This is a genomic window from Coraliomargarita algicola, assembly GCF_033878955.1.
GTDB classification, from domain to species: domain Bacteria; phylum Verrucomicrobiota; class Verrucomicrobiia; order Opitutales; family Coraliomargaritaceae; genus Thalassobacterium; species Thalassobacterium algicola.
In genome coordinates this window covers 4,578,323-4,600,680 of the sequence record NZ_CP138858.1, presented here as the reverse complement: position 1 = coordinate 4,600,680, position 22,358 = coordinate 4,578,323, and the positions used below count along the sequence as shown (strand labels likewise).

The window sequence follows — 22,358 nt, the reverse complement described above, 5'->3', positions numbered from 1 at the left end:
ACCACTTTTAATTTGGAAATCTATTATGGCTGACACAACAAACCGCCCGCACTCCTCCATCGTCGTCGATGGCAACGACCGCGCCCCCGCACGCTCCATGCTTCGAGCTGTCGGCTTTCAGGATGAAGATTTTAAAAAACCTCAAATTGGTATCGCGGGTTCCCCCAGCGACTTGACGCCTTGCAATATGCACCTCGGCGAACTCGCAGAACACGCAACGGTGGGCGTCGACAACGCGGGTGGTAAAGCCGTAAACTTCAGCACCATCACCGTTTCTGACGGCATCAGCATGGGCACCAAGGGCATGCGTTATAGCCTAGTCTCGCGGGATGTGATCGCCGACTCGATCGAAACAGTCGTCGCCGCAGAAGGCTTCGACGGCCTGGTCGCAATTGGCGGCTGCGATAAAAACATGCCGGGCTGCATGATCGCGATCGCCCGCCTGAATCGCCCCGCCGTCTTTGTTTACGGGGGCACCATTCTTCCAGGTCTGATGCCACACGATGAGGAAGAACAGCGTAATCCGATGGATATCGTTTCCGTTTTCGAGGCAGTCGGCAAACACGCCAAAGGTGAACTGACAGACGAAGAGCTCAAAGAGGTCGAGAAGTATGCCATCCCGGGAGCGGGTTCTTGTGGTGGTATGTATACCGCCAATACCATGGCCAGTGCCATCGAAGCGCTGGGCATGAGCCTTCCCGGCAGTAGCGCTCAAGTCGCCATCGGCGAGCCCAAGCGTAAGGACTGCGAAATGGCGGGGGCTGCCGTGCTTAAGCTACTCGAAAATGGCATCAAGCCACGCGACATCATGACACGCAAGGCCTTCGAAAATGCCATCACCACCTGCTTGGCTCTTGGCGGCTCAACCAATCTGATCCTACACATGCTTGCCATCGCACACTCAGCAGATGTCAAACTCAGCATCGATGACTTCAAAGAAATCGGCGAGCGTGTGCCCTTGCTCGCCGATTTAAAACCATTTGGTAAGTATAATATGAGTCACCTGGTCCGTATCGGCGGCATCCGCCCCATGATGAAAATGCTACTCGACCGAGGCATGCTTCATGGTGACTGCCTGACGGTGACCGGCGAGACCATCGCAGAGTCTCTTAAAGACGTGCAACCTTACGCCAGCTACCCTGACGAGCAGGATATCATCCGCCCCTTCGATCAACCAATCAAAGAAACCACGCACCTGCGCATCCTGCGCGGCAACCTCGCCCCCGGAGGTGCCGTCGGCAAAATTACTGGTAAGGAAGGCCTCTACTTCAAGGGTGTTGCCAAAGTGTATGAAGGTGAAGAAGAGGCTCTCATCGGCATCTTACGCGGCGATGTAGTCGCGGGCGATGTCGTTGTCATTCGCAACGAAGGCCCCGTCGGTGGCCCCGGCATGCGCGAGATGCTCTCGCCCACAAGCGCTGTCGCAGGGCGCGGCCTGATCAAGGAAGTCGCGCTCATCACCGATGGTCGCTTCTCCGGAGGCAGTCATGGCTTTGACGTCGGTCACATCACCCCCGAAGCCGCAAAGGGCGGCCCCATCGGTATCGTCAAGAGTGGTGACCTCATCGAAATCGACGCCGTTAAGAATACAATGGATCTGCTGATTGACGACGCTGAATACGAAGCTCGCATGGCGGCCTTCAAGCCCACTGGTGCAGGCTCGAAGCGCGGCGTCCTCGGTAAATATGCCGCCACCGTTGCCACCGCATCCGATGGTGCTGTCACCGATAAAGATTTGTAAGCACCCGCAGAACTCTTAATTTCTAATTCAAAATTCAAAATTAACAAAGCCATGTCCTGGGATCGATTCACACAACACTATCTAAACATCAACGAGCTCGATTTTGCGATCGATATTAGCCGCATCGATTTCGGCGACAACTTTCTCACGGAGATGGAGCCACGCATGCAAGCGGCTTTCACCGCCATGCAAGAGCTGGAAGCCGGTGCGATCGCAAACCCCGACGAAGGTCGCATGGTGGGGCACTACTGGCTACGCAACCCGGCACTGGCCCCGCAAGCGGAATTAACGGCCGAGATTGAAGCCTGCATTAGCAAAATTAAGAAGATCGCAGCCGACGTGCACAGCGGTGCGATTCAAGGCGCCTCAGGTGCATTCAAAAATCTACTGGTCATCGGATCGGCGGCTCCGCGCTCGGCCCACAATTTGTAGCCGACGCTCTTGGAGGCCCGAAGACTGATAAGATCAAACTCTACTTCTTCGACAACACCGATCCCAATGGCTTGGATCGCACACTCGACGCGCTAGAGGGCCAACTTGGCGAAACCCTCTCCGTCGTCATCTCCAAGTCCGGCGGCACTCCCGAGACACGTAACGGCATGCTCGAAGCCACCGCCGCCTACACAGCAGCCGGACTGGATTTCGGCCGACACGCCATCGCCATCACCGGTGAAGGTAGCAAGCTACACCAAGTTTCCAAAGACAATAACTGGCTCGACTTCCTGCCCATGTGGGACTGGGTCGGCGGGCGCACTTCGGAGCTCGCCGCCGTGGGACTCTTCCCCGCGGCGATTCAAGGCCTCGACATCGACCGTATGCTCGCAGGTGCCAAGGCCATGGATGAAGTCACACGCTCCACCGACACCGCTAGCAACCCCGCCGCCCTACTCGCGCTGATGTGGTATTTTGCCACCGACGCCAAAGGTGCCAAGGATATGGTCGTGCTTCCTTACAAAGATCGCCTGATGCTATTTTCGAAATATTTGCAGCAACTTGTCATGGAGTCGCTCGGCAAAGAACTCGACCTCGATGGCAAAGTCGTGCACCAGGGCATCGCCGTTTATGGCAACAAAGGTTCCACCGACCAACACGCCTATGTACAGCAACTGCGTGAGGGCGTGCATAACTTCTTCGCCACTTTCATCGAAGTGCTCAAAGATCGCGATGGCGATTCCATCGAAGTCGAATCCGGCACGACATCGGGCGACTTCCTACAAGGCTTTTTCCTCGGCACTCGTGATGCGCTCTATGACAATGGTCGCCAATCGATCACCATCACCATTCGCGAAGTCACCCCCGAAGCCGTCGGTCAATTGATCGCCCTGTTTGAACGTGCAGTCGGGCTCTACGCCAGCCTGATCAATATCAACGCATACCACCAACCCGGTGTCGAAGCGGGCAAGAAAGCTGCCGCCACCGTGCTCGAGATTGAGCAACAGGTCATCGCTTACCTAAAAGAACATGCTGGTAACAAATTCGATGCAGTCACAATTGCGCAAAACTTGAACCTTGATGCACAGACTGAATTAATCTTTAAACTACTCAATCGCCTTGCCGCCAACCAACGCGGACTCTCAGTCGAGACCAAGGCCCCCATCTATCAGTCACTTTTTTATTCTGAATAATTTAGCTAGAACCCCCCAAATAAATACATGAATAGTCTATCCATGATACTCCGTATCCTCGCAATCGTTGCAGCACTCGCTGCTGCTGCCCTCTTTTTTGTGGGCAAAGGCAAACTCGCCGAGCAAAACGCCGCTCGCGTCCAAGCCGAGCAAGCCACTGCTGCCGTTCAGGCGGAATTAAGCACCGCAAATGAGCAAATCAGTAAAATCGAGAACAGCCTCAAGAACGAGCGCGAAGCCCTCGCCGACGAAAAGCGTAAACTTGAAAGTGTTCGCTCCGAAATGTATACGGCCAAGCAAGAAGTCAGCCGCACACAGCAACAACTGAGTGAAGCGAAGCGATCGATACAGGAACTAGAAAACACCTCAAAACGCCTGCGGGCAGACCTTCTGGAATCTGAGCGAAACCTGACTGCCGCAAGTAAAGAAGGAGAGCTCGCACAACTCAACGAGCGCATTGCCGAATTGGAAAAATCCAATGCCGAATTGAGCGAGTCTCTTGAAAGCGCTAAAGAACGCATAGCCAACAGCCTAGCCACGGGTGCCAAAGCGGGCCAAACCGGCATTATGACTGCAGGTGGCAGCTATAGCAGCAGCTTCAGCCCGACGCCCTCACAGCCACTGCCGACCGCCTCAATCGGGGCTGAAACCACGGTGCAATCACTGAGTAAGAAGGACGGCATCGTCGTATTCACCAACAGCCCGGAACTCGGCCTCGCTCCAGGCGCCCAAGTCACCGTGATCAAAGACATGAAAGCACTCGGAAAAATCCAAGTCGTCCAAGTCACAGATGACTTAGTGGTCGCCAACCTACTTCCAGGTGTTCAAACCAGCAAAATCTCAGTTGGTAGCGCGGTTAAAATTCTTCATTAAGATTTCGTAACTTTCGGAATAGTCATAGAACTTGCTCTGAAACCGCTGACACGCACTATAAACATCCTACAAACACATCCAATGTATCGCCGAATTGCACTCCTTGCCGCACTCGCCTTGATGGCTCTCTTCATGACTGGCTGCTTCGACAGCAACCCAGACGATCAATCTGTGCCCTGGAGCCGCCCCGCAGACTGGGAACGCGGAGCTCCTGGCTTCGGCGGCTAATCCGCTACGGATATTTGTCACAAAAACTCCATCCACAACGGATGGAGTTTTTTTATTTTCACTTGCGAGACAGCCCAAGCCACGAAAGATGCACACAAAATCAATAGTCTCTAAATGAACGAATCCTTAGTCACCACTCTCGATGCACTCTTACACATCGGCGCCATTGTGGTCTTCGCTGGCTTGATAATTTTAGCCTGCAAACTGCTTTCCAGAGGCCACGTTGATGCCAAGCTCTTAACTGGACTCAAAATCGCCACACTATTGGTCTGCCTACGTGTCATTCTACTCAACACCATCGGCCAAATACTACCCAGCGTCAGTGCACACACACAGGAAATAATAGTCATCGCAGGACTCTACCTAGCTACTTTCATTCTAGTTTATAAGCTAATCACAATCCCCGCGCTGGGCACCGCCCTAAGTGCGGCTGCCATCGTTTGCGTGCAACTTTCGCTGGCAAGCTATGTACCCCAACTGTCACTACACCTGATGCCAGAAGGTCAACGCTTCGCAGAATACACAGGCTTGGCCAACAAACGCACGAAATCTCTACTCACCAATGCCAACGCATTCAGAACGCAAGCAGGCGGCACCGCGCAAATGCTAATTCACACATTTCAGTCCTTCATAAACTCCGAACCATCTACGGCAAGCCTCACCAAAGACCTCCCCAAAAAAAGCGCACCGAGTCAAGTCGCCACATCCAACATCAACGATCAACCGCTCACCACCCTCGTATTCGAGAACGCCCCCACAAATACCAACAGGCCTGTCGCACAAGACCCGACAGCCGCCCCAAGCTACAGCAATCCAGCGGTTGAATTACAGCTTCCACCAGTCACAACAGAGCTCCCTCTCCAGCAAACGCCCGCAAAGAAGTTCTTTGCCCCCCAAGAGCTACACCCCATCGTAACTGAGCAATCCATCGTGCTCATTCCCCAGGGCACGACCACTGCCAAATGGCGCGCAGTCGCAAATTCGATAAAAATCGATGCCTTGTTTGCCGCATCCGAAGATTCCGAACGCGCCACCATCTTCATTCAAGGCATTGGCCTACAAAATGGTGACACCTGGGAACATCACGATGAAGATGGGTGGACCTACCGATTCGCCTTCCAGGGCATAAAGGATGACTTCATTACCCTGATCGCACTCGAGCGCACATCCACAGCGAACGAAGCATCCACTACAGAACTTGACGCGCCCCAAGCAGGCACCCAGAGCTCAGGCAGTCACTAAGCCTTAGCTGTAGCGGCAGAATCAGCAAATTCCCCCAAATTACGGAATCTGGTATAGCGATCCTCCAGCAATTTCTTGAGACTCTTCTTCTTGAGTCGAGTCAGGGAATCAACAATCGCCTCTTTCAAGCTATTTGCAGCACTCTCATAATCACGATGCGCTCCACCTGTAGGTTCGGATATCACACGATCCACGACTCCAAATTTCGCCAAATACTCAGGACTGAATTTCAAAGCATCTGCCGCTTGTGGCGCTGCAGCACGGTCTTTCCATAGAATCGCCGCACAGCCCTCCGGTGAAATCACCGAATAATAACCATTCTCAAGAATCATCACCTCATCGGCCACAGCCATACCCAAGGCACCACCACTGCCCCCTTCACCGATCACAATCGTCACGATAGGCACCTTTAAGGCACTCATATCACGGATATTCACCGCAATCGCCTCGGCCACGTGACGCTCCTCCGCGCCGATTCCAGGATAGGCGCCTGGTGTATCTACAAAAGTCACCACCGGCATACCGAATTTTTCAGCCATTTCCATTAGGCGCATCGCTTTACGGTAGCCCTCCGGGTGCGGACAACCGAAATTGCGCTTCAAATTATCACGCGTATTACGTCCTTTTTGCTGCCCCAACACCATTACAGGCTCACCGTCGAGAAAAGCAGGTCCGCCGACAATAGCCGCATCCTCACGAAAACGCCGGTCGCCGTGTAATTCTTCAAAATCAGTAAAAATCGCCTCAATATAATCCAGCGAATAAGGGCGCTTCGGATGGCGCGAAAGCTGCACTCGCTGCCAAGGCGTTAAATTGGAGTAGATCTCCATCTTAGTCTTCTCGATCTTGGCCTCAATCGCCTCAATCTCACTCGTCACATCGACCTTAGACTCCTTCGAGACTTGGTTCAGTGTGATCAATTGTTTCTCAAGCTCGCGTAGCGGCTTTTCAAATTCCAGCGTATAAGTAACGTCTTCCATGTGTATTAGGGATTTAGGTGTTAAGATTCGGAGCTGTCAATGCCACTAAATATCATCCTGCTCAGGCGGTGACTTAAGTTCGTCTTTCCAGCCAAGCATGCGCGCTTGCGCACCAAAGTGCTCCGCCTGGTCTTTGTCGCCTCGCTCGACCCAGATGCGAGACAGACTGGTATTAATGTGAATATCATCCGGACAAAGCGCATGCGCCCGCTCCCCCGCCGCCAAAGCCGCATCATAGTCGCCTTCCGCAAAATAAATCTCAGTCAGAGCATGCCACACCCCAAAACTTTCTGCATGTGCCTCGGAGAGCCGTAATAATTTAGCCGTTGCTGCCTCACTATCACCTAAAGTGAAGTCAAGGGTGGCATCGTCGATCTGATCCTGAAGAGAAGTGTCGCTCATAGTCGCTTTTGTGTTGCTCTAGTACCGAGCCTGTTTTGAGTCGAGTAGAGATAACTCACTTATGTCTGACCCGCAAATCGAAAAACTTCTAATTGTTCAAGATCGCGACGTCGCGCTCCAAAAAATCGAGCAAGAACTCGCACGCATCCCACAAGAGCGCAACGCTCTAGAGGCGAACATCACCGCCGAGCAGGCAAATATCGAAGCGGCCCGCCAGGCGCTTAAAGAAAAAGAAGTCGAGCGCAGCGAGATCGACACCGAGGTCAAAGCCAAAGAGAGCGCAATCGCCCGCTTCCTCACCCAGCAACTCGAAGTCAAAAAGAACGACGAGTATCGCGCCCTCACCCACCAAATCGAGCAGAGCCAACAAGAAATTGCCGAACTCGAAGAGCGCGAGATCGAGCTCATGCTGGAAATCGACACCACTCGCGAAGCCTTTGAAGCCGAAAAAGCCATCATTGAAGCCCGTATCCAAGAACAAACAAAGCAAATCGCCCAACTCGGTGAGCGTGAAAACAATTTAAAAGCCTCCGTCGACGAAGCCAAAGCCAATGTAGAGGCCGCCCGCAGTGCAGCCGACGAGAACTACCTCGGCCACTACGACCGCGTCAAAACACTCTGCAAGCGCCCCCCCTACGTCGCACAAATCGAAGCACATAAATGCGGAGGCTGCCACCTACGCGTCTCCAACGAAGTCTCCAGTGGCGCCCTACTCGCAGGTGAACCACACTTCTGCGACCAATGCGCACGCATTGTCTACGCATAGACCCACTCAGAGGACTGAGGACTGAGGACTGAGGACTGAGGACTGAGGACTGAAAACTGAAGCCAGCCACTGTAAATCAGTTAGTTATAAGAATCGCGCCATGGCTCCTTTCGGCGAGATAGAAAGCACGATAACTGATTGATATTCGCATCAGTCCTAAGGCTTCCGTCCTCATACCACTAAGAATATTTGATCCTTAGCGATCATTTCCTTGTAGTCTCGGTTCTTGGAACTGGGGTTGAACAGGCAAGCCCTCTGGCATCTGTCTTCTGACCTCTCTCCTGAATAAAAAAAAAGCGCTCCGACGAATCGAAGCGCTTAAAAAAAAGTGGTACACCTGAAGGGACTTGAACCCCTAACCTCCTGATTCGTAGTCAGGCGCTCTATCCAATTGAGCTACAGGTGCGTTTGAGAAGTGCGGGATAAAGACAAAGCTTTTAGCAGAGATCAAGAAGAACTTTCACAAAAAGTGATTTTTTTTTGAAAGCACTTAAAATCTAACAATATAGACCATGCTCGCAGCGATCGCACCGAGCACAATCAATAGCCACCACAGCATGACGGCCAATTGCGGCTTACGATTGATCAAAACGATCAGTCCCCCCAGCGCCAACCAGATGACCATCTTCACAATCAACCATGGAGAAGCAAAGCTATGCCCCATTTTCGAAATCAAGCCAAAGCCAGCGACCAATATAAGCAGCAAACCGATACCACTGGTAATTGAGCCAAGCTTGCGCACAGAAACATTATCCGGTGCAGCCATGCTACGCGCAAGTAGAGCGCCATAGCCTAAAAAGACCATTGCAATGCCGACAATATGAAGAACTTGATAAATATTAGGATTCATAGCGCCTACAGAAACTGAAAAGCATCCAACTGCAAAGACCAAAAACAGATCTTACGCCCCACCTCAGCGATGAACATTAACGGTTTAAGAACCTCATGGATATTTAAACTGCCGATTTTAGATTCAACAGTCGGATTCCTCCTAAAAAAAGCCCGGCAGAAAACTGCCGGGCTTAGAGCGGGGTATATTAGGTAGTGAAATCAAATCGCTAGACTGCTTTTGGAATATCAGCCGGAATATCGACCAAATGTGTATCCTTACGCTTCACTTTCTTCAGACGCGAACGACGCCGTAACATTCGGTCAAGTTTGTGAACCATATCATCGATCGACTTATACAGATCATCCGTAGCTGCAGATGCAAAGTGGTCGTTACCTCGGACTTCAAGCTGTCCTTTCGCTATAAATTCCTTTTGGTGGGTAGACTGGTGGGGGTCGTATTCAAGCTCCACACGCATGCGAATAATCTTATCCTCATGCTCAAAGAGTTTTTCTGCTTTTTCATGAACCATATATTTGATCGCATCCGTCAGTTCCATGTTCAAACCTGAGATGATTACGTCATGTTGCTTCATATGTATTTTCCTTTTGTTTATTGGTTCGATTTAACGGCGTCGACTGACACCGCCGCAATGACCCAACTGAGCATAAAAAAAGCCAATCCATTCAAAACCTAACACATACATGAAGCATCTTACATACTTCAATCGGTTCTCCGTAATAATCATTACGGGCGGTTCATCTGGAATTGGCTGCTCAATTATCAAAGCAATTCAAACCGTAGCACCAGATATTACATTGTGCAACCTTTCTCGTTCAAAACCTGACATTTTTTTGGGCAAAAACGGTCAACATTTCCCAGTCGATTTATGCGACGCGAACCAAGTGGCCCACACCGCAGCAGGCCTCCTAAATCAAATCGACGCAGCACCTGCCGGAGAAGTATTACTGATTAATAATAGCGGCTTCGGCGACTACGGACGCATGCCAGAGCTCGACATCGACAAACAGCTGTCGATGATCGACTTAAATGTGCGTGCAGTGGTGGATCTCACCGCGCGGCTACTCCCTCCCATGCTAGAACGAGGCGGTGTCATCGTCAATATCGCCTCCACTGCGGCCTTTCAGCCCACCCCCTTCCTCGCCACCTATGGCGCCACAAAGGCCTTTGTCCGCAACTGGTCGCTGGCACTCAACGAAGATCTACGCGGCACCAAGCTGCGCACCCTCACCGTCTGCCCTGGCCCGACTCAGTCCAATTTCTTTAAAGCTGCCGGCTTTGCCACGCCCCCCATGAAGAAAAGCGGCAACAAAGGCCTCGACATGACTTCTGAAGAAGTCGCCGCACGCACACTCAAAGCCATTGCCAAAGGCCAGGCACTCGTCGTAACTGGCTGGATGAATCATTGCATCACCTTCTTCGGCAGTAAAATGCCACTCGTCGCCGTCACTCGTATCGGAGGCCTCATCCTACGTAAAATGCGCCTCGAACAACATCGAGCCCAATAATACCCGGCATTCCCTTCTATCCCCTGACCTCTGTCCTCCGATCTCTGTCCTCTGTCCTCCGATCTCTGTCCTCTGTCCTCCGTCCTCCGTCCTCCGTCCTCCGTCCTCCGTCCTCCGACTCCTGTCCTCTGAAATTATGAACAATCCCTACGGCGAAGAAGCCCCCCTGGTCGACATGACCGATTTCACAAACTGGATTGTCCAGGAAGACGACAATCTGCTCATCGTCAATAAACCCGGCTGGCTAGTCTGCCATCCCTCCAAGAACGGCCCGATGTCCAGTCTCGTCGGCGTCGTGCGCGAATACACCGGAGCCGACAAATTACACCTAATCGCCCGGCTCGACCGCGAGACCAGCGGCCTGATAGTTTTTGCCAAGCGCCCAGCCGTGGCGCGCAAATTCCAAATGGCGATCCAAAATCGCATCGTCAAGAAAGCCTACATCGCACTGATGGAAGGGGAATTCAACGAGCCCCAGCACATTGATCTGCCCATTGCCCGCCGTCGCAAAGGCGGAGGGCCCGTCATCGTCAAATCCGAAGTCAGCTACGACCGCAGCTCACAGGACGCCGTCACCGACTTCATCCCCCTGCTCTCCCAAAAGGGCTATACCCTGTGTCGAGTCCAACCAGAGACCGGCCGCAAGCATCAGATTCGCGTGCACGCCGAAGAAATAAAACATCGCATCGTCGGTGACAAAATCTACGGCCCCGATGAAACGCTCTACATCGAGTTCATCGAAAACGGCTGGACCGAGCGCCTCGCGGCCGCCCTCCCCATTCAGCGACAAGCACTCCACTGCCACCGCTACGACTTCCAATTCCCCGAAGGCACCGTGAGCTTCACCGCCCCCCTACAGGCAGACATGCTAGCGTTCAGTGAAAACCACATGGACCTCAGCGCGGCAGAAGTCTCAGCAGCCATGGGACATGGCTCAACAATGAAAGAGCAGTCAGAAGACTCTGCGTGCGAATAAAAAATAGTTTGAAAAACTATTGACGCAGGAACAAGTCCCGCCATTTTTCCAATCTTTCCTGAAAGGGGCATTAGCTCAGTTGGTAGAGCGCTTGCATGGCATGCAAGAGGTCAGGAGTTCGACTCTCCTATGCTCCACCAGGCTTCGTCCGAAACTTGTTTCGGCGAACGAAGCCTGTCCCGGCGTATCGAAGAGAAGCCGGACTTCACACCGTCTCGAAAACTACGCCCGGGCAAGCCAGAGCAAGGAATTTGCAAGTCAAACTTGGATTACACCAGAGATCAGGGGCGAAGCAATTATCGTAGTGTGTCCGCGGACGCGGGTCATAGTGCAACTTGCACGCGCTAAAGCATAAGCCCCCCCGCTTACGAAAACTCGCGGAATTCGCCTTGGCTGGGCGTGAGGCGGCTGACAATGACGATAGCGCACCAGGCGAGGATAAAGCCGGGAATAATTTCGTAAATGCCGGGACCTCCAAGAAAGGAGCTGCTCCAGCCGAGTTGAATCCATGCGATCACGGTGACGGCACCGGTGAGCATGCCGGCGACCGCGCCGGTGCCGGACATTCTTTTCCACGTCAGAGAGAGGATGATCAAGGGACCAAAGGCGGCACCAAAGCCTGCCCAGGCGTTGGACACGAGTTTTAAGATCTGCGAATCAGGGTCGTTGGCCATCCAAGCGGCCAGCACACCGACGATGACGACGCTGATACGGCTGACTGTGACGACTTGCGGTTCACTGGCCTTGGTATTGAAAAACAGACGGTAGAAGTCTTCGGCCAAGGAGGAAGAAGACACGAGTAATTGACTGGAAATGGTCGACATAATCGCGGCTAGCAGTGCGGCGTAGAGAAACCCGGTCACTAAGGGGTGGAAGAGTAAATCGGCCAGTAGGATAAAAATGGTTTCGGGGTCGTCGATCACCATGCCGTTACGTGCGGCGTAGGCGCGCCCGAAGAGGCCGAGTCCGATCGCGCCGAGCAGGGAAACTGCCATCCAACTCATCCCGATATTGCGCGCTTTACCAATATCTTTGACGGAACGAACGGCCATAAAGCGGACAATAATGTGAGGTTGCCCAAAATAACCGAGCCCCCAGCCGACGGCGGAGAGAAAACCAAAAAACGTGAGCCCATCCCACAGGGATAGATAGTTTGGGTCGATCACTTGCAGTCGCTCACTGGCGACGCCGAAGCCAGCGCCCTGCCCGGTGTTGAGAATCACCAGCGGCATGATGATCAATGCCAGCATCATGATGCAGCCTTGCACAAAGTCAGTCAGGCTGACCGCGAGGAAACCACCCACGACGGTGTATGTTAATACGATGCCAAGGGTAAACCAGACGCCGAAGGCATAGTCACTCATCCAAGCGAAATTAACTAATTCACCAAAGGCACTAGCAAATAATTTACCTCCTGCCACCAAGCCTGAAGCCGTGTAGACAATAAAAAAGACCACCACGATAATTGCAGACAGTGTGCGCAGGGCCATGGCTTTACTAGGAAAGCGATTTGCCAAAAACTCGGGAATGGTCAGCGCGTTGCCGTAATGCTCGGTCTGCACGCGCAAGCGTGGCGCCACAACGATCCAATTGAGCCAAGCTCCCGCCAAGAGGCCGATACCGATCCAAGCCTCACTCATTCCGCTGAGGTAGAGCGCGCCTGGCAAGCCGAGCAGTAACCAGCCTGACATGTCGGACGCCCCAGCGGATAGCGCGGCCACGGCAGGGTGCAAGTCCCGACCTCCCAACATGTACTCTTCCGAATTAGCGGTGGATTCCTTCGCGGCGTAAAATCCGATCGCGATCATTAAAGCGAAATACAAAAATAAACTAATCCAAATACCAAGTGCCATGAGTCGAGTGGTTGTGTAAGGGCTGTGAGTGCGTAGCGAAAATGCAGAGCCGCCAAGTGAGAGACAAGGCTCAACCAGCTGATAGCTTACGCTTAGGCTTCTCAAACAGATAGCTGGCCCAAACCAAACCGACACGGTGCCACTTATCAGCGTCGTGCCATGTTTGTTGCTGCACAAAACCAGCGTTCTGGCTGAGCTCCAGCACCTGCTCTTCGGAAAGCTCAGCATAGTATCGTTGATATTCATCGCGGCCTTGCTCATCCAAGCCTGAGCGATTGGAGGAAACTGTGAGCAGAAGTCGCCCCTCGGGCTTTAACATACGATACATCTCTTCAAGTGCCAGTTGCTGACGATCGGGCGCGATATGCATCAAGACCGCACTACAAAATATACCATCGAAACGCGACTGCCAACGCTGCAGCAATTCGTCCTCCTGCAGTGGGATCGCCCCTTGACTCAGACGCCCCTGCAAACGAGGGAAATGCTCTAGCGCCGTCTCCATCAACACCTGAGAGGGCTCCAAGCCGCGCACATCATAACCTGCTTCCAGAAAACGCGCCATATCCACCCCACTGCCCACACCAATATCTAAAATATGCGCACGATGCCCAAAGGCTAATTTAAGACGTTCGACAGGGACACGATCTCCCGATCGGTAACGTGCGGCAAAAACAGAGGCGTGTGTATCGTAAGCTTCAATAGTCTTGGGATCCATGAGTGTATTTGTTGTTAGGGCTAGGCTACGCCATCCGGCTTTTGAGGGGCATTTTACGCAGATACGAGCTGCCATACCACACACGGACTGCTCTCACTATAACTGTGAGATAAACGGAGAATGATATATTAAAACACCGCCACCATAAGTAAAACTTCAAGCGATCCAAAGCAGAATAAGTAAACTTGCTAACAAGTGGCAAGTGTTTTACAGCGCTAGGGAATGGACATAAGCATTCGTATGCGCGTGGATAAACAAATCCACTGATAAACCCAAAGACAGGTACAGCAAAAGACCGAGTGTCGCCACTCGGTCTTGAAAAGTGCTAATGAGGACCTGCAACCGGCCTACTCTATGCCTGATTTCTAGTGCTTAAAGTGGCGCTTGCCGGTGAAGACCATCACCATATTACGCTCGTCAGCGGCAGCGATCACTTCGTCGTCGCGCACGGAGCCACCGGGCTGGATCGCAGCCACGGCACCAGCTTCGGCTGCGGCGATTAGGCCGTCGGCAAAGGGGAAGAAGGCGTCGGAGGCCACGATGGAACCTTCGAGTGGTAGCCCGGCTTCGCCCGCTTTCCAAACGGCGATCTTAGAGCTATCGACACGCGACATTTGCCCCGCGCCGACGCCTAGGGTGCGTTCGCAACCTGCGTAAACGATGGCGTTGGACTTGACATGCTTGACGACGTTCCAACCGAAGATCATGGCGCGCATCTCTTCGTCGCTAGGCTGACGCTTGGACACGATCTTCCAGTCGCTGGGGCGGTCGGGCATGGTGTCGCGGTCTTGCATCAGAACACCACCGACCACCGAGCGCATCTCTTGCAGGGAGGCTGCGGGCAGGCTGCCCTTAACAGTCATCAGGCGCAGATTCTTCTTCTTAGCAAAGATTTCGCGGGCGGCGGGCGTAAAGTCAGGCGCGATGATGACTTCACAGAAGATCTTACTAATGATCGCAGCGAGGTCGGCATCCATGGTCTGATTAACTACGATGATGCCGCCGAAAGGAGCTTGTTGATCGGTCACAAAGGCTTGCTCCCAGGCTTCCACAAGTGTCTCGGCCGAGGCGACACCACATGGATTCGTGTGCTTGAGGATGGCAACGGTAGGCTTTTGGAATTCGCCGATCAGGTATGTGGCGGCGGTGATATCGATGATATTGTTAAAGCTGAGCTCCTTGCCTTGTAGCTGCTCGAAGCAATCAAAGAAGTTGCCGTAAAGTGCAGCCTTTTGGTGTGGGTTTTCACCGTAGCGTAGGCTTTGCACCTGTGGTAGTCGCAAATCCAACTTGGCAGGGATGCCGGAAATTTCACCGAGATCGGGGGCTTCCGCGACCTGCGCTTCGAGATAGGCGGCAATGGCACCATCGTAAGAGGAGGTGCGCTGGAAGACCTTGAGCGCTAGCTCGCGGCGTAGTTTGAGCAGCGCGGCTTCGTCGCTCATGGCTGCAAGCACGCGATCGTAATCAGCGGCATCGACCACCACAGAGACGGAGGCGTGGTTCTTAGCCGCGGAACGCAGCATGGAGGGACCACCGATGTCGATGTTCTCGATTGCGAGCTCGAAAGTGACGTCGGGCTTGGCAACAGTCTCTTCGAAGGGGTAAAGATTCACCACTACGAGATCGATCATTTCAATGCCGTGCTCTGCAGCTGCGGCCATGTGCTCCTCTTTGTCGCGGCGCGCCAATAGTCCACCGTGGATCTTAGGGTGCAGTGTCTTGACACGCCCTTCCATCATTTCCGGGAAGCCAGTGTAGTCACTGACCTCGGTGACAGGGATGCCCTCTTGCTCAAGCAACTTTGCGGTGCCACCAGTGGAAAGCAGGCGGTAGCCGTGTTGCTCAACCAGAGCTTTAGCGAAGGGCACAAGGCCTGATTTATCGCTGACGGAGAGGAGTGCGTTTTTTTGCATAATATGACGAGTTGATTAGAAAATAGAAAGTGAAGCAGCGGATTAAAGGGCCTATGCGAGATTCGCCAAGCGTTTTAGAAAAAATAATGCTGAGGCCGCAGTTGATTTTAAATTGCCATCCGCTCACAAAATATTCTGCGTGGCTTGATCTCTTAAGCGATAAAAGGTATCCCAATAACATGAAGCAGGCATCCACATTTAGCCAACTCAAACATGACGGCATCAAAATATCGATGCTAACGTGCTACGATTACCCGTCAGCCAAGATACAAGACGCCTGCGGCATCGACGTGATCTTCGTAGGCGACAGCTTGGCGACCAATGTGCTGGGGTACGCCCACCAGAACGACCTGAGTCTGGAAGAGATGCGCCACCATGTGCGTGCTGTCGCACGCGGAGTCGAGCGTTCGTATTTGTTGGCCGACATTCCTTTTGCGGCTTCCAGCAGCCTCGCCAGCATCATGGACGCCGCCGATCAATTGCGACAAGACGGCGTCGATGGCGTGAAAGTGGAAGGCTTCAAACCGGAGGTCTTTGAGGCGCTGGCACAATCTGAAGTGGATGGTTGGGCGCATTTGGGCTTTACCCCGCAGCTGATTGAAAAGCCATCGATGCAAGCCAAAGACGACGAATCTGCCGAACGACTCGTGGACGAATGCTTGAAACTGGAAGCCGCCGGGGCGGTCGGTGTGATTTTGGAGCTAGTACCGGGCCTAGTGGCCCAGCGCGTCAGCCAAGCACTCAAGATCCCAGTCATCGGTATCGGAGCTGGCCTCCACTGCGACGGACAAGTGCAAGTTTGGCACGATCTAATCGGCCTTGAAACACGAGTCTATAAGCACGCGTTTCGCCAATGCGATGCACACGCTGCCCAGACCGAAGCGGTCAAGGCCTACATCCGCTTAATTGCGGACTAGCACTTACGCATCCCGGGCACAGCGAAAGCCTAAATTCGTAGTGGCGGAATCAGGCGTATTGGCGGTGCGGGCCCCAAGACGATAGCGATTGCAATAACTCTCGTGACACAAGAAGGAGCCGCCTTTCATCACGCGGCTCTCGCCGCTACTGGGCCCCGTGGGATTGATACGAGTGGCCTCGCTTTCTTTCGCATGCCAGCTGGGATGAAACCAATCGGCACACCACTCCCAAACATTGCCGAGCAGGTTATAAAATCCGCTCTCATATTTACGATATGCGGTGACCGGAGCCGTCCACGCATAGCCATCTGCCTCTGAATTGACATGTGGGAAGTCACCCTGCCACACGTTGCAACGATGCTTCCCGCCTGGTTCCAGTTCGCTGCCCCATGGATACATCGTTTGTACGTTATCGGGACCACGTGCGGCCACTTCCCACTCGGCCTCGGAGGGCAGACGTTTGCCCGCCCAATGCGCATAAGCCAGCGCGTCATTCCAAGAGACACTCACTACGGGATGATCCATGCGTTTCTTAATATTGGAGCCAGGCCCCTCAGGCTTACGCCAATAGGCCCCGTCGATGGCATACCACCACTGCAAGCCCTGCACGGTCTTTGTTTCGCGAAGCTTGCGTTGCTTTGAGTTCGAAAGCTGCCCGATAAAGACATAGGCCCAGCCAAATTTCTCCGACTCGGTGACATAGCCGGTTGCGGCTACAAATTCCGCAAACTGAGCATTGGTGACGGCAGTTTGATCCAGCCAATAAGTATCGAGTGTAATCGTTCGCACGGGGCCTTCGCCATCAGCCACCCACGCACCAGGACCTTCGTAACCAATCTTAAATTGACCGCCTTGAACACGTACCATGCCCTGAGTCGATCCTAACTTGGCAGCGCCCTCCGCCGATCGTAAATCAATCACGGGGGCCGCGGCACCCGCACTGCGCTGAGGCGCACAGCATCCCTGTTTAGCTTCACTCATAGTCACAATTAACAGAACTGCTGCAACTGAGATCAAGCCAAACCGTCGACTTTCATAATCGCGCCAAAAAGATGGCCTACTCGAATCCGGTCACCTAAAAGCGAAGGTCGCAGCCGTCGCAGCCGTCGCTACCAAGTGGCCGCCAGCGAGATCGGCAAATGGCAGACACAGCTGGCAGAAGACGCAGGCATTTCGCTCTCTGCGGTGGCAAAACAAATTCGCGCACAGGTCACGCGCCCGCAGCGGCAAAGGGACCCCGTCGGCTACAAGGACGCTTTTTTAGACGATTACCAGCCGAATCAAAGCGCTTACTTGAGTGAATCCATCCGCCAAGATCTCGCGCAGGAAGGCCACGTTGGCGCCAGTCAATTACCTGCGGGCACCTATGTGCGCAAAGTTCTTGATCGTTTGTTGATCGACCTGTCTTGGAACTCCAGCCGGCTTGAGGGCAACACCTACTCAATCCTAGAGACACAGCGTCTATTGGAACTGGGTGAAGCCTCCGATGGCAAGGCGACGGTGGAAGCACAAATGCTACTCAATCACAAAGCAGCGATCGAACTCTTGGCAGATCAAGCCGACGAAATCGGCTTCAACCACTACACCATTTGCAACCTCCATGCACTGCTCGCCGATAATCTGATGCCAGATCCTGATAGCTGTGGTCGTATTCGCGAGCGCTCGGTCGGCATTGCTGCCTCGGTGTATTACCCGCCTGAAGGTCATCTCCGCATCAAGGAGCGCTTCGATGTGTTTTTAGAAAAAGCTGAAGCGATCGAGAACCCCTTCGAACAGGCCTTCTTTGCGATGGTGCATCTACCGTATTTGCAGGCCTTTGAAGACGTCAACAAACGAGTCTCGCGCCTGGCAGCCAACATCCCACTCGTCCGGCACAATCTGTGTCCACTCTCTTTCGTGGATGTGCCACAAAGTGATTACGTGCATGCGATTCTCGGAGTCTACGAGCTCAATCGGATCGAATACCTGCGCGAGGTTTTTGTGTGGGCCTACAAACGCTCGGCAATGCGCTATTCGGCCGTGCGCGAAACGCTCGGCGAGCCAGACCCTTTTCGCCTACAGCATCGGCACATCATCCACGCCTGCGTGCGCGAAATCGTGCAGCAAAATCACTCCCAAGCAGAGGCCAGCTCAAGTATCGAGGCCTTTGCACACGAGCTGGCTCCAGATGCTCGAGCACAATTCATACAAGTCATCCAGGTCGAATTAAACAGTCTACACGAAGGTAATATCGCACGCTACCGCCTACGTCCGCGAGAATTTGCAGCTTGGCAAGGGCACCCCTAACGCAAACTAACGCACAGTGCAAAAGATCAGTCTCGCACGACTGTCAGCACTGCAGACACATGCATGCCGAGGCCACGACCGCAGTCGTTGAGGCCCTCGCCAGTGGTCGCGGTGAGACATACATCCTCGACTTCGATTGCCAGCAGACTGGCCAAAGAGGCACGCAAAGCGGGCACTTTGGGGTCAATCTTGGGGCGCAAACATTCCACAGCCACAGACAGATGACTAATCTGCCAAGCACCGCCCCCCATCTTTGCGAGGTCTTCCAGGGCCACTGCGAGGTAAGCCTTGCTGTCGGTAATGCCCTGCTTGCACATGGCGTCGGCCACGGCACCAATCACCGTGCGCCCGGTGACTCCGCTAATCGCATCGGTCACCGCGTGTAAAATGACATCGGCATCGCTATTGCCAGCCAGTGCCGGGGCATCCTCAAACTGGAGCCCTCCTAAAATAAAGGGACGGTCCGACTCGCCTTCGACGAATCGATGGCTGTCGAGACCGATCCCTGTTTTAACCTTCACTGTTTATAGCTCTGGGAAAAAGCGTTTTTTCTCATCTGCAGCCGCTTCGGGACTGTCCGATGCGTGAACGACGTTTTGCATCATGTCAGTGCCAAGATCCCCGCGAATGGTGCCCTTAGCCGCTTCTTGAGAGTTTGTAGGACCGAGCAAATCACGGACCTTTGCAATCACGTCTTCGCCACGAAGAATCATAGGCATGACCGGGCGGCTGCTCATGAATTCTTCGATCTCAGGAAAGAAAGGCTTGTCGGCCACGTGTGCATAGTGCTCGCGCAAGATGGGACCATCCAATTGCATAACTTTCGAGGCAACGATTTCGAAACCGGCCTTTTCAAAGCGTGAGATAACTTCACCTGCGACACGCTTTTTCATGCAGTCAGGTTTGAGAATGATAAGTGTTTCTTCCATAAGGTTTTGTAGTGGGGGAATTGGGATGCAACAGACTGCACTCTTTGACAAGACAAAACCCTGTGAGTTTTACAGTAATATAGCCAAAGTCGTGAAGCTTCTGATCCCGGAATCAATCATTCATCATTGCACACTTTCCTTGAGCGCTTGAACAGCGAGTGCTCGGTGACTGAGTTGACTCTTGGTCGCTTCCCCGAGCTCAGCAAAGGACTCAGTGAAACCTTGCGGCACGAACACGGGATCATAGCCAAAGCCTTGCTCACCGCTCGGCTCGCTCGCAATGTGCCCCTCGCAGGCGCCGTCGAAGTATTGCTCACGCCCCTCGGGATCGATCAAGCAAAGCACACAACGGAAGCGTGCACTGCGCGTGGCTTCTGCGTGCTTAGCTAACTCGCTCAGCAACTTATTCAAGTTATCCAAATCATTGGCCCCCTCCCCTGCATAGCGCGCAGAATAGATGCCGGGCGCCCCCTGGAGCGCGTCGACTTCCAGCCCCGAATCGTCGGACAGGACCCAAGCATCCGCGGGCGCTTGCGCGCGCAGTGCCAGCGCTTTGATGCGCGCATTCGCGGCAAAACTATCCCCGTCCTCCACGGCCTCCGGCATGCCGCCGCAGACCTTGGCGGAGCACACTTCAAAACCACAGTCTGCCAGTAGACCGTCAAACTCTTCGACTTTATGGGCATTGCCCGTTGCGACTATTAATTGCTTCATGTTGTAAGAAATCCTCGGATTAAATGATCATTGCCTAAGTTGGCACGGCGCAAGTCACTCAGCGTCCAGACTTGCTCCATCGTTTGTGTATTTCGTAGCGATCCAATCCCCACAGAGGCCGCATCGGAGATTAACTTGGGAGCTTGATAAACAAACAGGTAATCCACCAGCTCAGCTTCAAGCACGCGGGTGGCCAGCGTCGGCCCCACTTCCACATAGACACCGTAGATCTCTGCTTCGATGCATCGAGCACGAAAGGCCTGCCAATCGAGATGCCCCTCGACTACCGGCAAGACCCAAAGCGGGATGCCTGCATTCGCGGCCCGTCGCTGCAACTCCTGGGGGGCCGACTCCGCACAAAGCACCACCGTGCGCGCAGCATGGGCGTCTGAATACAGCTTTGGCAAGCTTTCCAACGCCAAAGTCTTAAGACTACGATCAAAAACAAAGCGCTGCGGACACCAGACTTGCTCGCCGATGCGCGAGGTCAGGCTCGGGTTGTCGTGCAACACGGTATTCGCTCCCACCGCGATCGCGGGGAAGTAACGACGCCAACGCATGACGTCCGCCCGTGCCAACTCACCAGTCACCCAACGCGAATGCCCGGAAGCGGCCGCAAATTTGCCATCTAAGGTAAGCGCCATTTTGGCCGCAAGCAGCGGCGTATTCTGCGTGATCCAATGATTGAAAATAAGATTCAAGTCGGCGCACTCCTGCGCCAATACGCCCGAAGTCACAGTGATGCCGGCCTCGCGAAGAATCGCCAAGCCACGCCCGGCATGAGCTGGATTCGGGTCCTGCGCGCCCACCACCACAGCTGCGAATCCGGCCGCGACAATCGCATCCGTGCACGCGCCCGTGCGCCCGCAAGTGCTGCAGGGCTCAAGTGTCACATAGATCGTCGCCCCGCCCGCAGGTTTGCGCCCCAAGGCCCGGATCGCCTCAATCTCGGCATGCGCTTGCCCGGCCGCATGGTGCCAACCTTCGGCCACGATCTCGCCGTCTTCGACGATGACAGCGCCCACCATCGGGTTCGGGTGCGTCTGTCCCCATGCTCGCTGCGCCAATTCCAGCGCGCGCCGCATAAAGCGTTCATCTTTGAGCGGATCCGACATTACCCTTTCACGTATGGGTTACTCGCCTTCTCCTGAATCACCGAAGTCGCCGGACCGTGGCCCGGATAGAGCGTGGTCTCATCTGGCAAAGTATAGACCTGAGTCTTAATCGATTTTTCCAATACCGAGAAATCCCCGCCCGGCAGGTCATAGCGTCCCACGCTGCCTGCAAAGATGACATCCCCCACGATGGCGGCTTTTTCGCTGGCGATGTAGACCAAGACATTGCCAGGGCAGTGCCCCGGCACATGACGAATCTCCATCTGTGTGCCTAGCAGCTCGAGCTGATCGCCGCCTTGAATCCAATGGTCAATCGGCACTTCCTTCAACTCCAGCCCAGGGATCGCGTAGCTGGCCATTTTGGACGGCGCAGCAAACATCTCGCGATCGTCCGCATGTCCATAGGTAGGCACGCCCGCCGCGGCGAACTGATGCCCATCCAAAATATGATCCCAGTGCCCATGCGTCAAAATGAGGGCCACAATTTTGCAGCCATGCTTATCCGCCACTTGCTGCGCCCACGCATATGCATCGGCAGGCGCATCGACAATCACACATTGCTGCAGCGATGGCTCAATCAGGGCAAAGGCATTGGTGCCAATCGGAGGGAGTTCTTGAAATTCGATAATCATGATGCGGCTGACGATGCAGGCCACGCCGCCGGTTTCAATCCGTAAGTATTGAGCGGTCACCAGATTGTCACAATGCCGCACTTGCGCCAT

Annotated in this window: 22 protein-coding genes, 2 tRNA genes and 1 pseudogene; 11 read left to right on the top strand and 14 right to left on the bottom strand. The window is 53.8% G+C overall.

All coding sequences use genetic code 11. The annotated features are described in order from the left end of the window. Window positions 1–25: 25 nt before the first annotated feature. The 5 genes and pseudogenes from ilvD (at window position 26) to SH580_RS18985 (ending at window position 5,709) form a co-directional block, all read left to right on the top strand. On the top strand, window positions 26–1,741 hold the full coding sequence (ilvD, locus tag SH580_RS19010) for a dihydroxy-acid dehydratase (RefSeq protein ID WP_319832389.1): 1,716 nt from the start codon (window positions 26–28) through the stop codon (window positions 1,739–1,741). A gap of 39 nt (window positions 1,742–1,780) precedes the next feature. After that, window positions 1,781–3,366: pseudogene (locus SH580_RS19000) on the top strand (glucose-6-phosphate isomerase). A gap of 27 nt (window positions 3,367–3,393) precedes the next feature. Beyond that, entirely contained in the window at window positions 3,394–4,239 is an 846-nt protein-coding gene (locus SH580_RS18995; protein ID WP_319832387.1) for a hypothetical protein, read from the top strand. Window positions 4,240–4,320: 81 nt separating this feature from the next. After that, window positions 4,321–4,467 (top strand): hypothetical protein, encoded by a 147-nt coding sequence (locus tag SH580_RS18990; protein ID WP_319832386.1) that lies wholly within the window; start codon window positions 4,321–4,323, stop codon window positions 4,465–4,467. 114 nt (window positions 4,468–4,581) lie between these two features. Next, the gene (locus SH580_RS18985; RefSeq protein ID WP_319832385.1) at window positions 4,582–5,709 is read left to right on the top strand and encodes a hypothetical protein; all 1,128 of its coding nucleotides are present in this window, start codon (window positions 4,582–4,584) and stop codon (window positions 5,707–5,709) included. On the opposite strand, the gene SH580_RS18980 is transcribed toward SH580_RS18985, so the two are convergent. Next, window positions 5,706–6,689, bottom strand: coding sequence for an acetyl-CoA carboxylase carboxyltransferase subunit alpha (locus SH580_RS18980; RefSeq protein WP_319832384.1), 984 nt, complete (start codon window positions 6,687–6,689; stop codon window positions 5,706–5,708). The two genes, SH580_RS18985 and SH580_RS18980, sit on opposite strands and share 4 nt — an antisense overlap. 45 nt (window positions 6,690–6,734) lie before the next feature. Then, window positions 6,735–7,091 carry a tetratricopeptide repeat protein gene (locus SH580_RS18975; protein WP_319832383.1) on the bottom strand — a complete coding sequence of 119 codons (357 nt, stop codon included), beginning with the start codon at window positions 7,089–7,091 and terminating at the stop codon, window positions 6,735–6,737. Between the two features lie 61 nt (window positions 7,092–7,152). On the opposite strand from SH580_RS18975, the gene SH580_RS18970 reads away from it, so the two are divergent. Next, on the top strand, window positions 7,153–7,857 hold the full coding sequence (locus tag SH580_RS18970) for a zinc ribbon domain-containing protein (RefSeq protein WP_319832382.1): 705 nt from the start codon (window positions 7,153–7,155) through the stop codon (window positions 7,855–7,857). A 329-nt stretch (window positions 7,858–8,186) separates the two neighbouring features. Here the strand turns inward: SH580_RS18970 and SH580_RS18965 are convergent. The 3 genes from SH580_RS18965 to hpf form a co-directional block, all read right to left on the bottom strand. Then, a tRNA-Arg gene (locus SH580_RS18965) sits at window positions 8,187–8,263 on the bottom strand. A gap of 84 nt (window positions 8,264–8,347) precedes the next feature. Beyond that, window positions 8,348–8,707, bottom strand: coding sequence for a hypothetical protein (locus SH580_RS18960; RefSeq protein ID WP_319832381.1), 360 nt, complete (start codon window positions 8,705–8,707; stop codon window positions 8,348–8,350). A 208-nt stretch (window positions 8,708–8,915) separates the two neighbouring features. Continuing rightward, window positions 8,916–9,281, bottom strand: a complete 366-nt coding sequence (hpf, locus tag SH580_RS18955) for a ribosome hibernation-promoting factor, HPF/YfiA family (protein ID WP_319832380.1) — start codon at window positions 9,279–9,281, stop codon at window positions 8,916–8,918. A 109-nt stretch (window positions 9,282–9,390) separates the two neighbouring features. Here hpf and SH580_RS18950 point away from each other — a divergent pair, with 109 nt between their 5' ends. The 3 genes from SH580_RS18950 to SH580_RS18940 all read left to right on the top strand — a co-directional run bounded on the left by SH580_RS18950 (window position 9,391) and on the right by SH580_RS18940 (window position 11,331). Then, window positions 9,391–10,215, top strand: a complete 825-nt coding sequence (locus SH580_RS18950; protein ID WP_319832379.1) for an SDR family NAD(P)-dependent oxidoreductase — start codon at window positions 9,391–9,393, stop codon at window positions 10,213–10,215. Window positions 10,216–10,351: 136 nt separating this feature from the next. Continuing rightward, entirely contained in the window at window positions 10,352–11,191 is an 840-nt protein-coding gene (locus SH580_RS18945) for an RluA family pseudouridine synthase (RefSeq protein ID WP_319832378.1), read from the top strand. A 64-nt stretch (window positions 11,192–11,255) separates the two neighbouring features. After that, window positions 11,256–11,331: transfer RNA gene (locus SH580_RS18940), tRNA-Ala, on the top strand. A gap of 225 nt (window positions 11,332–11,556) precedes the next feature. Here the strand turns inward: SH580_RS18940 and putP are convergent. The 3 genes from putP to purH form a co-directional block, all read right to left on the bottom strand. Further along, window positions 11,557–13,044, bottom strand: a complete 1,488-nt coding sequence (gene putP / locus SH580_RS18935) for a sodium/proline symporter PutP (protein WP_319832377.1) — start codon at window positions 13,042–13,044, stop codon at window positions 11,557–11,559. 70 nt (window positions 13,045–13,114) lie between these two features. Next, window positions 13,115–13,759 (bottom strand): class I SAM-dependent methyltransferase, encoded by a 645-nt coding sequence (locus SH580_RS18930; RefSeq protein ID WP_319832376.1) that lies wholly within the window; start codon window positions 13,757–13,759, stop codon window positions 13,115–13,117. A 365-nt stretch (window positions 13,760–14,124) separates the two neighbouring features. Further along, window positions 14,125–15,675: a bifunctional phosphoribosylaminoimidazolecarboxamide formyltransferase/IMP cyclohydrolase gene (gene purH, locus SH580_RS18925; RefSeq protein WP_319832375.1), complete on the bottom strand. Its 1,551-nt coding sequence runs from the start codon at window positions 15,673–15,675 to the stop codon at window positions 14,125–14,127. Window positions 15,676–15,854: 179 nt separating this feature from the next. Here purH and SH580_RS18920 point away from each other — a divergent pair, with 179 nt between their 5' ends. Then, window positions 15,855–16,592 (top strand): 3-methyl-2-oxobutanoate hydroxymethyltransferase, encoded by a 738-nt coding sequence (locus tag SH580_RS18920; protein WP_308950697.1) that lies wholly within the window; start codon window positions 15,855–15,857, stop codon window positions 16,590–16,592. A 3-nt stretch (window positions 16,593–16,595) separates the two neighbouring features. Here SH580_RS18920 and SH580_RS18915 read toward each other — a convergent pair whose 3' ends face one another. Continuing rightward, window positions 16,596–17,573, bottom strand: a complete 978-nt coding sequence (locus SH580_RS18915; protein WP_319832374.1) for a formylglycine-generating enzyme family protein — start codon at window positions 17,571–17,573, stop codon at window positions 16,596–16,598. Window positions 17,574–17,708: 135 nt separating this feature from the next. On the opposite strand from SH580_RS18915, the gene SH580_RS18910 reads away from it, so the two are divergent. Then, complete coding sequence (locus tag SH580_RS18910; protein ID WP_319832373.1) at window positions 17,709–18,878, top strand: Fic family protein; 1,170 nt, start codon at window positions 17,709–17,711, stop codon at window positions 18,876–18,878. 26 nt (window positions 18,879–18,904) lie between these two features. Here SH580_RS18910 and ispF read toward each other — a convergent pair whose 3' ends face one another. The 5 genes from ispF to SH580_RS18885 form a co-directional block, all read right to left on the bottom strand. Beyond that, complete coding sequence (gene ispF / locus SH580_RS18905; protein WP_319832372.1) at window positions 18,905–19,399, bottom strand: 2-C-methyl-D-erythritol 2,4-cyclodiphosphate synthase; 495 nt, start codon at window positions 19,397–19,399, stop codon at window positions 18,905–18,907. A gap of 3 nt (window positions 19,400–19,402) precedes the next feature. Continuing rightward, complete coding sequence (gene ndk / locus SH580_RS18900; RefSeq protein ID WP_319832371.1) at window positions 19,403–19,807, bottom strand: nucleoside-diphosphate kinase; 405 nt, start codon at window positions 19,805–19,807, stop codon at window positions 19,403–19,405. Window positions 19,808–19,930: 123 nt separating this feature from the next. Further along, complete coding sequence (rdgB, locus tag SH580_RS18895; RefSeq protein WP_319832370.1) at window positions 19,931–20,521, bottom strand: RdgB/HAM1 family non-canonical purine NTP pyrophosphatase; 591 nt, start codon at window positions 20,519–20,521, stop codon at window positions 19,931–19,933. Continuing rightward, window positions 20,518–21,636 (bottom strand): bifunctional diaminohydroxyphosphoribosylaminopyrimidine deaminase/5-amino-6-(5-phosphoribosylamino)uracil reductase RibD, encoded by a 1,119-nt coding sequence (gene ribD / locus SH580_RS18890; RefSeq protein WP_319832369.1) that lies wholly within the window; start codon window positions 21,634–21,636, stop codon window positions 20,518–20,520. Before ribD ends, rdgB begins: the two co-directional genes overlap by 4 nt. After that, window positions 21,636–22,358: an MBL fold metallo-hydrolase gene (locus SH580_RS18885; RefSeq protein WP_319832368.1), complete on the bottom strand. Its 723-nt coding sequence runs from the start codon at window positions 22,356–22,358 to the stop codon at window positions 21,636–21,638. The genes ribD and SH580_RS18885 overlap by 1 nt, the downstream gene beginning before the upstream one ends.

Coding starts and splice junctions, on each gene's coding strand:
- SH580_RS18970 (WP_319832382.1), top strand. CDS start 7,153: ATGTCTGACCCGCAAATCGAAAAACTTCTAATTGTTCAAGATCGCGAC.
- SH580_RS18885 (WP_319832368.1), bottom strand. CDS start 22,358: ATGGCGCAAGTGCGGCATTGTGACAATCTGGTGACCGCTCAATACTTA.
- SH580_RS18990 (WP_319832386.1), top strand. CDS start 4,321: ATGTATCGCCGAATTGCACTCCTTGCCGCACTCGCCTTGATGGCTCTC.
- SH580_RS18975 (WP_319832383.1), bottom strand. CDS start 7,091: ATGAGCGACACTTCTCTTCAGGATCAGATCGACGATGCCACCCTTGAC.
- ndk (WP_319832371.1), bottom strand. CDS start 19,807: ATGGAAGAAACACTTATCATTCTCAAACCTGACTGCATGAAAAAGCGT.
- ribD (WP_319832369.1), bottom strand. CDS start 21,636: ATGTCGGATCCGCTCAAAGATGAACGCTTTATGCGGCGCGCGCTGGAA.
- SH580_RS18945 (WP_319832378.1), top strand. CDS start 10,352: ATGAACAATCCCTACGGCGAAGAAGCCCCCCTGGTCGACATGACCGAT.
- SH580_RS18980 (WP_319832384.1), bottom strand. CDS start 6,689: ATGGAAGACGTTACTTATACGCTGGAATTTGAAAAGCCGCTACGCGAG.
- SH580_RS18950 (WP_319832379.1), top strand. CDS start 9,391: ATGAAGCATCTTACATACTTCAATCGGTTCTCCGTAATAATCATTACG.
- rdgB (WP_319832370.1), bottom strand. CDS start 20,521: ATGAAGCAATTAATAGTCGCAACGGGCAATGCCCATAAAGTCGAAGAG.
- hpf (WP_319832380.1), bottom strand. CDS start 9,281: ATGAAGCAACATGACGTAATCATCTCAGGTTTGAACATGGAACTGACG.
- ilvD (WP_319832389.1), top strand. CDS start 26: ATGGCTGACACAACAAACCGCCCGCACTCCTCCATCGTCGTCGATGGC.
- purH (WP_319832375.1), bottom strand. CDS start 15,675: ATGCAAAAAAACGCACTCCTCTCCGTCAGCGATAAATCAGGCCTTGTG.
- SH580_RS18960 (WP_319832381.1), bottom strand. CDS start 8,707: ATGAATCCTAATATTTATCAAGTTCTTCATATTGTCGGCATTGCAATG.
- SH580_RS18930 (WP_319832376.1), bottom strand. CDS start 13,759: ATGGATCCCAAGACTATTGAAGCTTACGATACACACGCCTCTGTTTTT.
- putP (WP_319832377.1), bottom strand. CDS start 13,044: ATGGCACTTGGTATTTGGATTAGTTTATTTTTGTATTTCGCTTTAATG.
- SH580_RS18915 (WP_319832374.1), bottom strand. CDS start 17,573: ATGAGTGAAGCTAAACAGGGATGCTGTGCGCCTCAGCGCAGTGCGGGT.
- SH580_RS18920 (WP_308950697.1), top strand. CDS start 15,855: ATGAAGCAGGCATCCACATTTAGCCAACTCAAACATGACGGCATCAAA.
- SH580_RS18995 (WP_319832387.1), top strand. CDS start 3,394: ATGAATAGTCTATCCATGATACTCCGTATCCTCGCAATCGTTGCAGCA.
- SH580_RS18985 (WP_319832385.1), top strand. CDS start 4,582: ATGAACGAATCCTTAGTCACCACTCTCGATGCACTCTTACACATCGGC.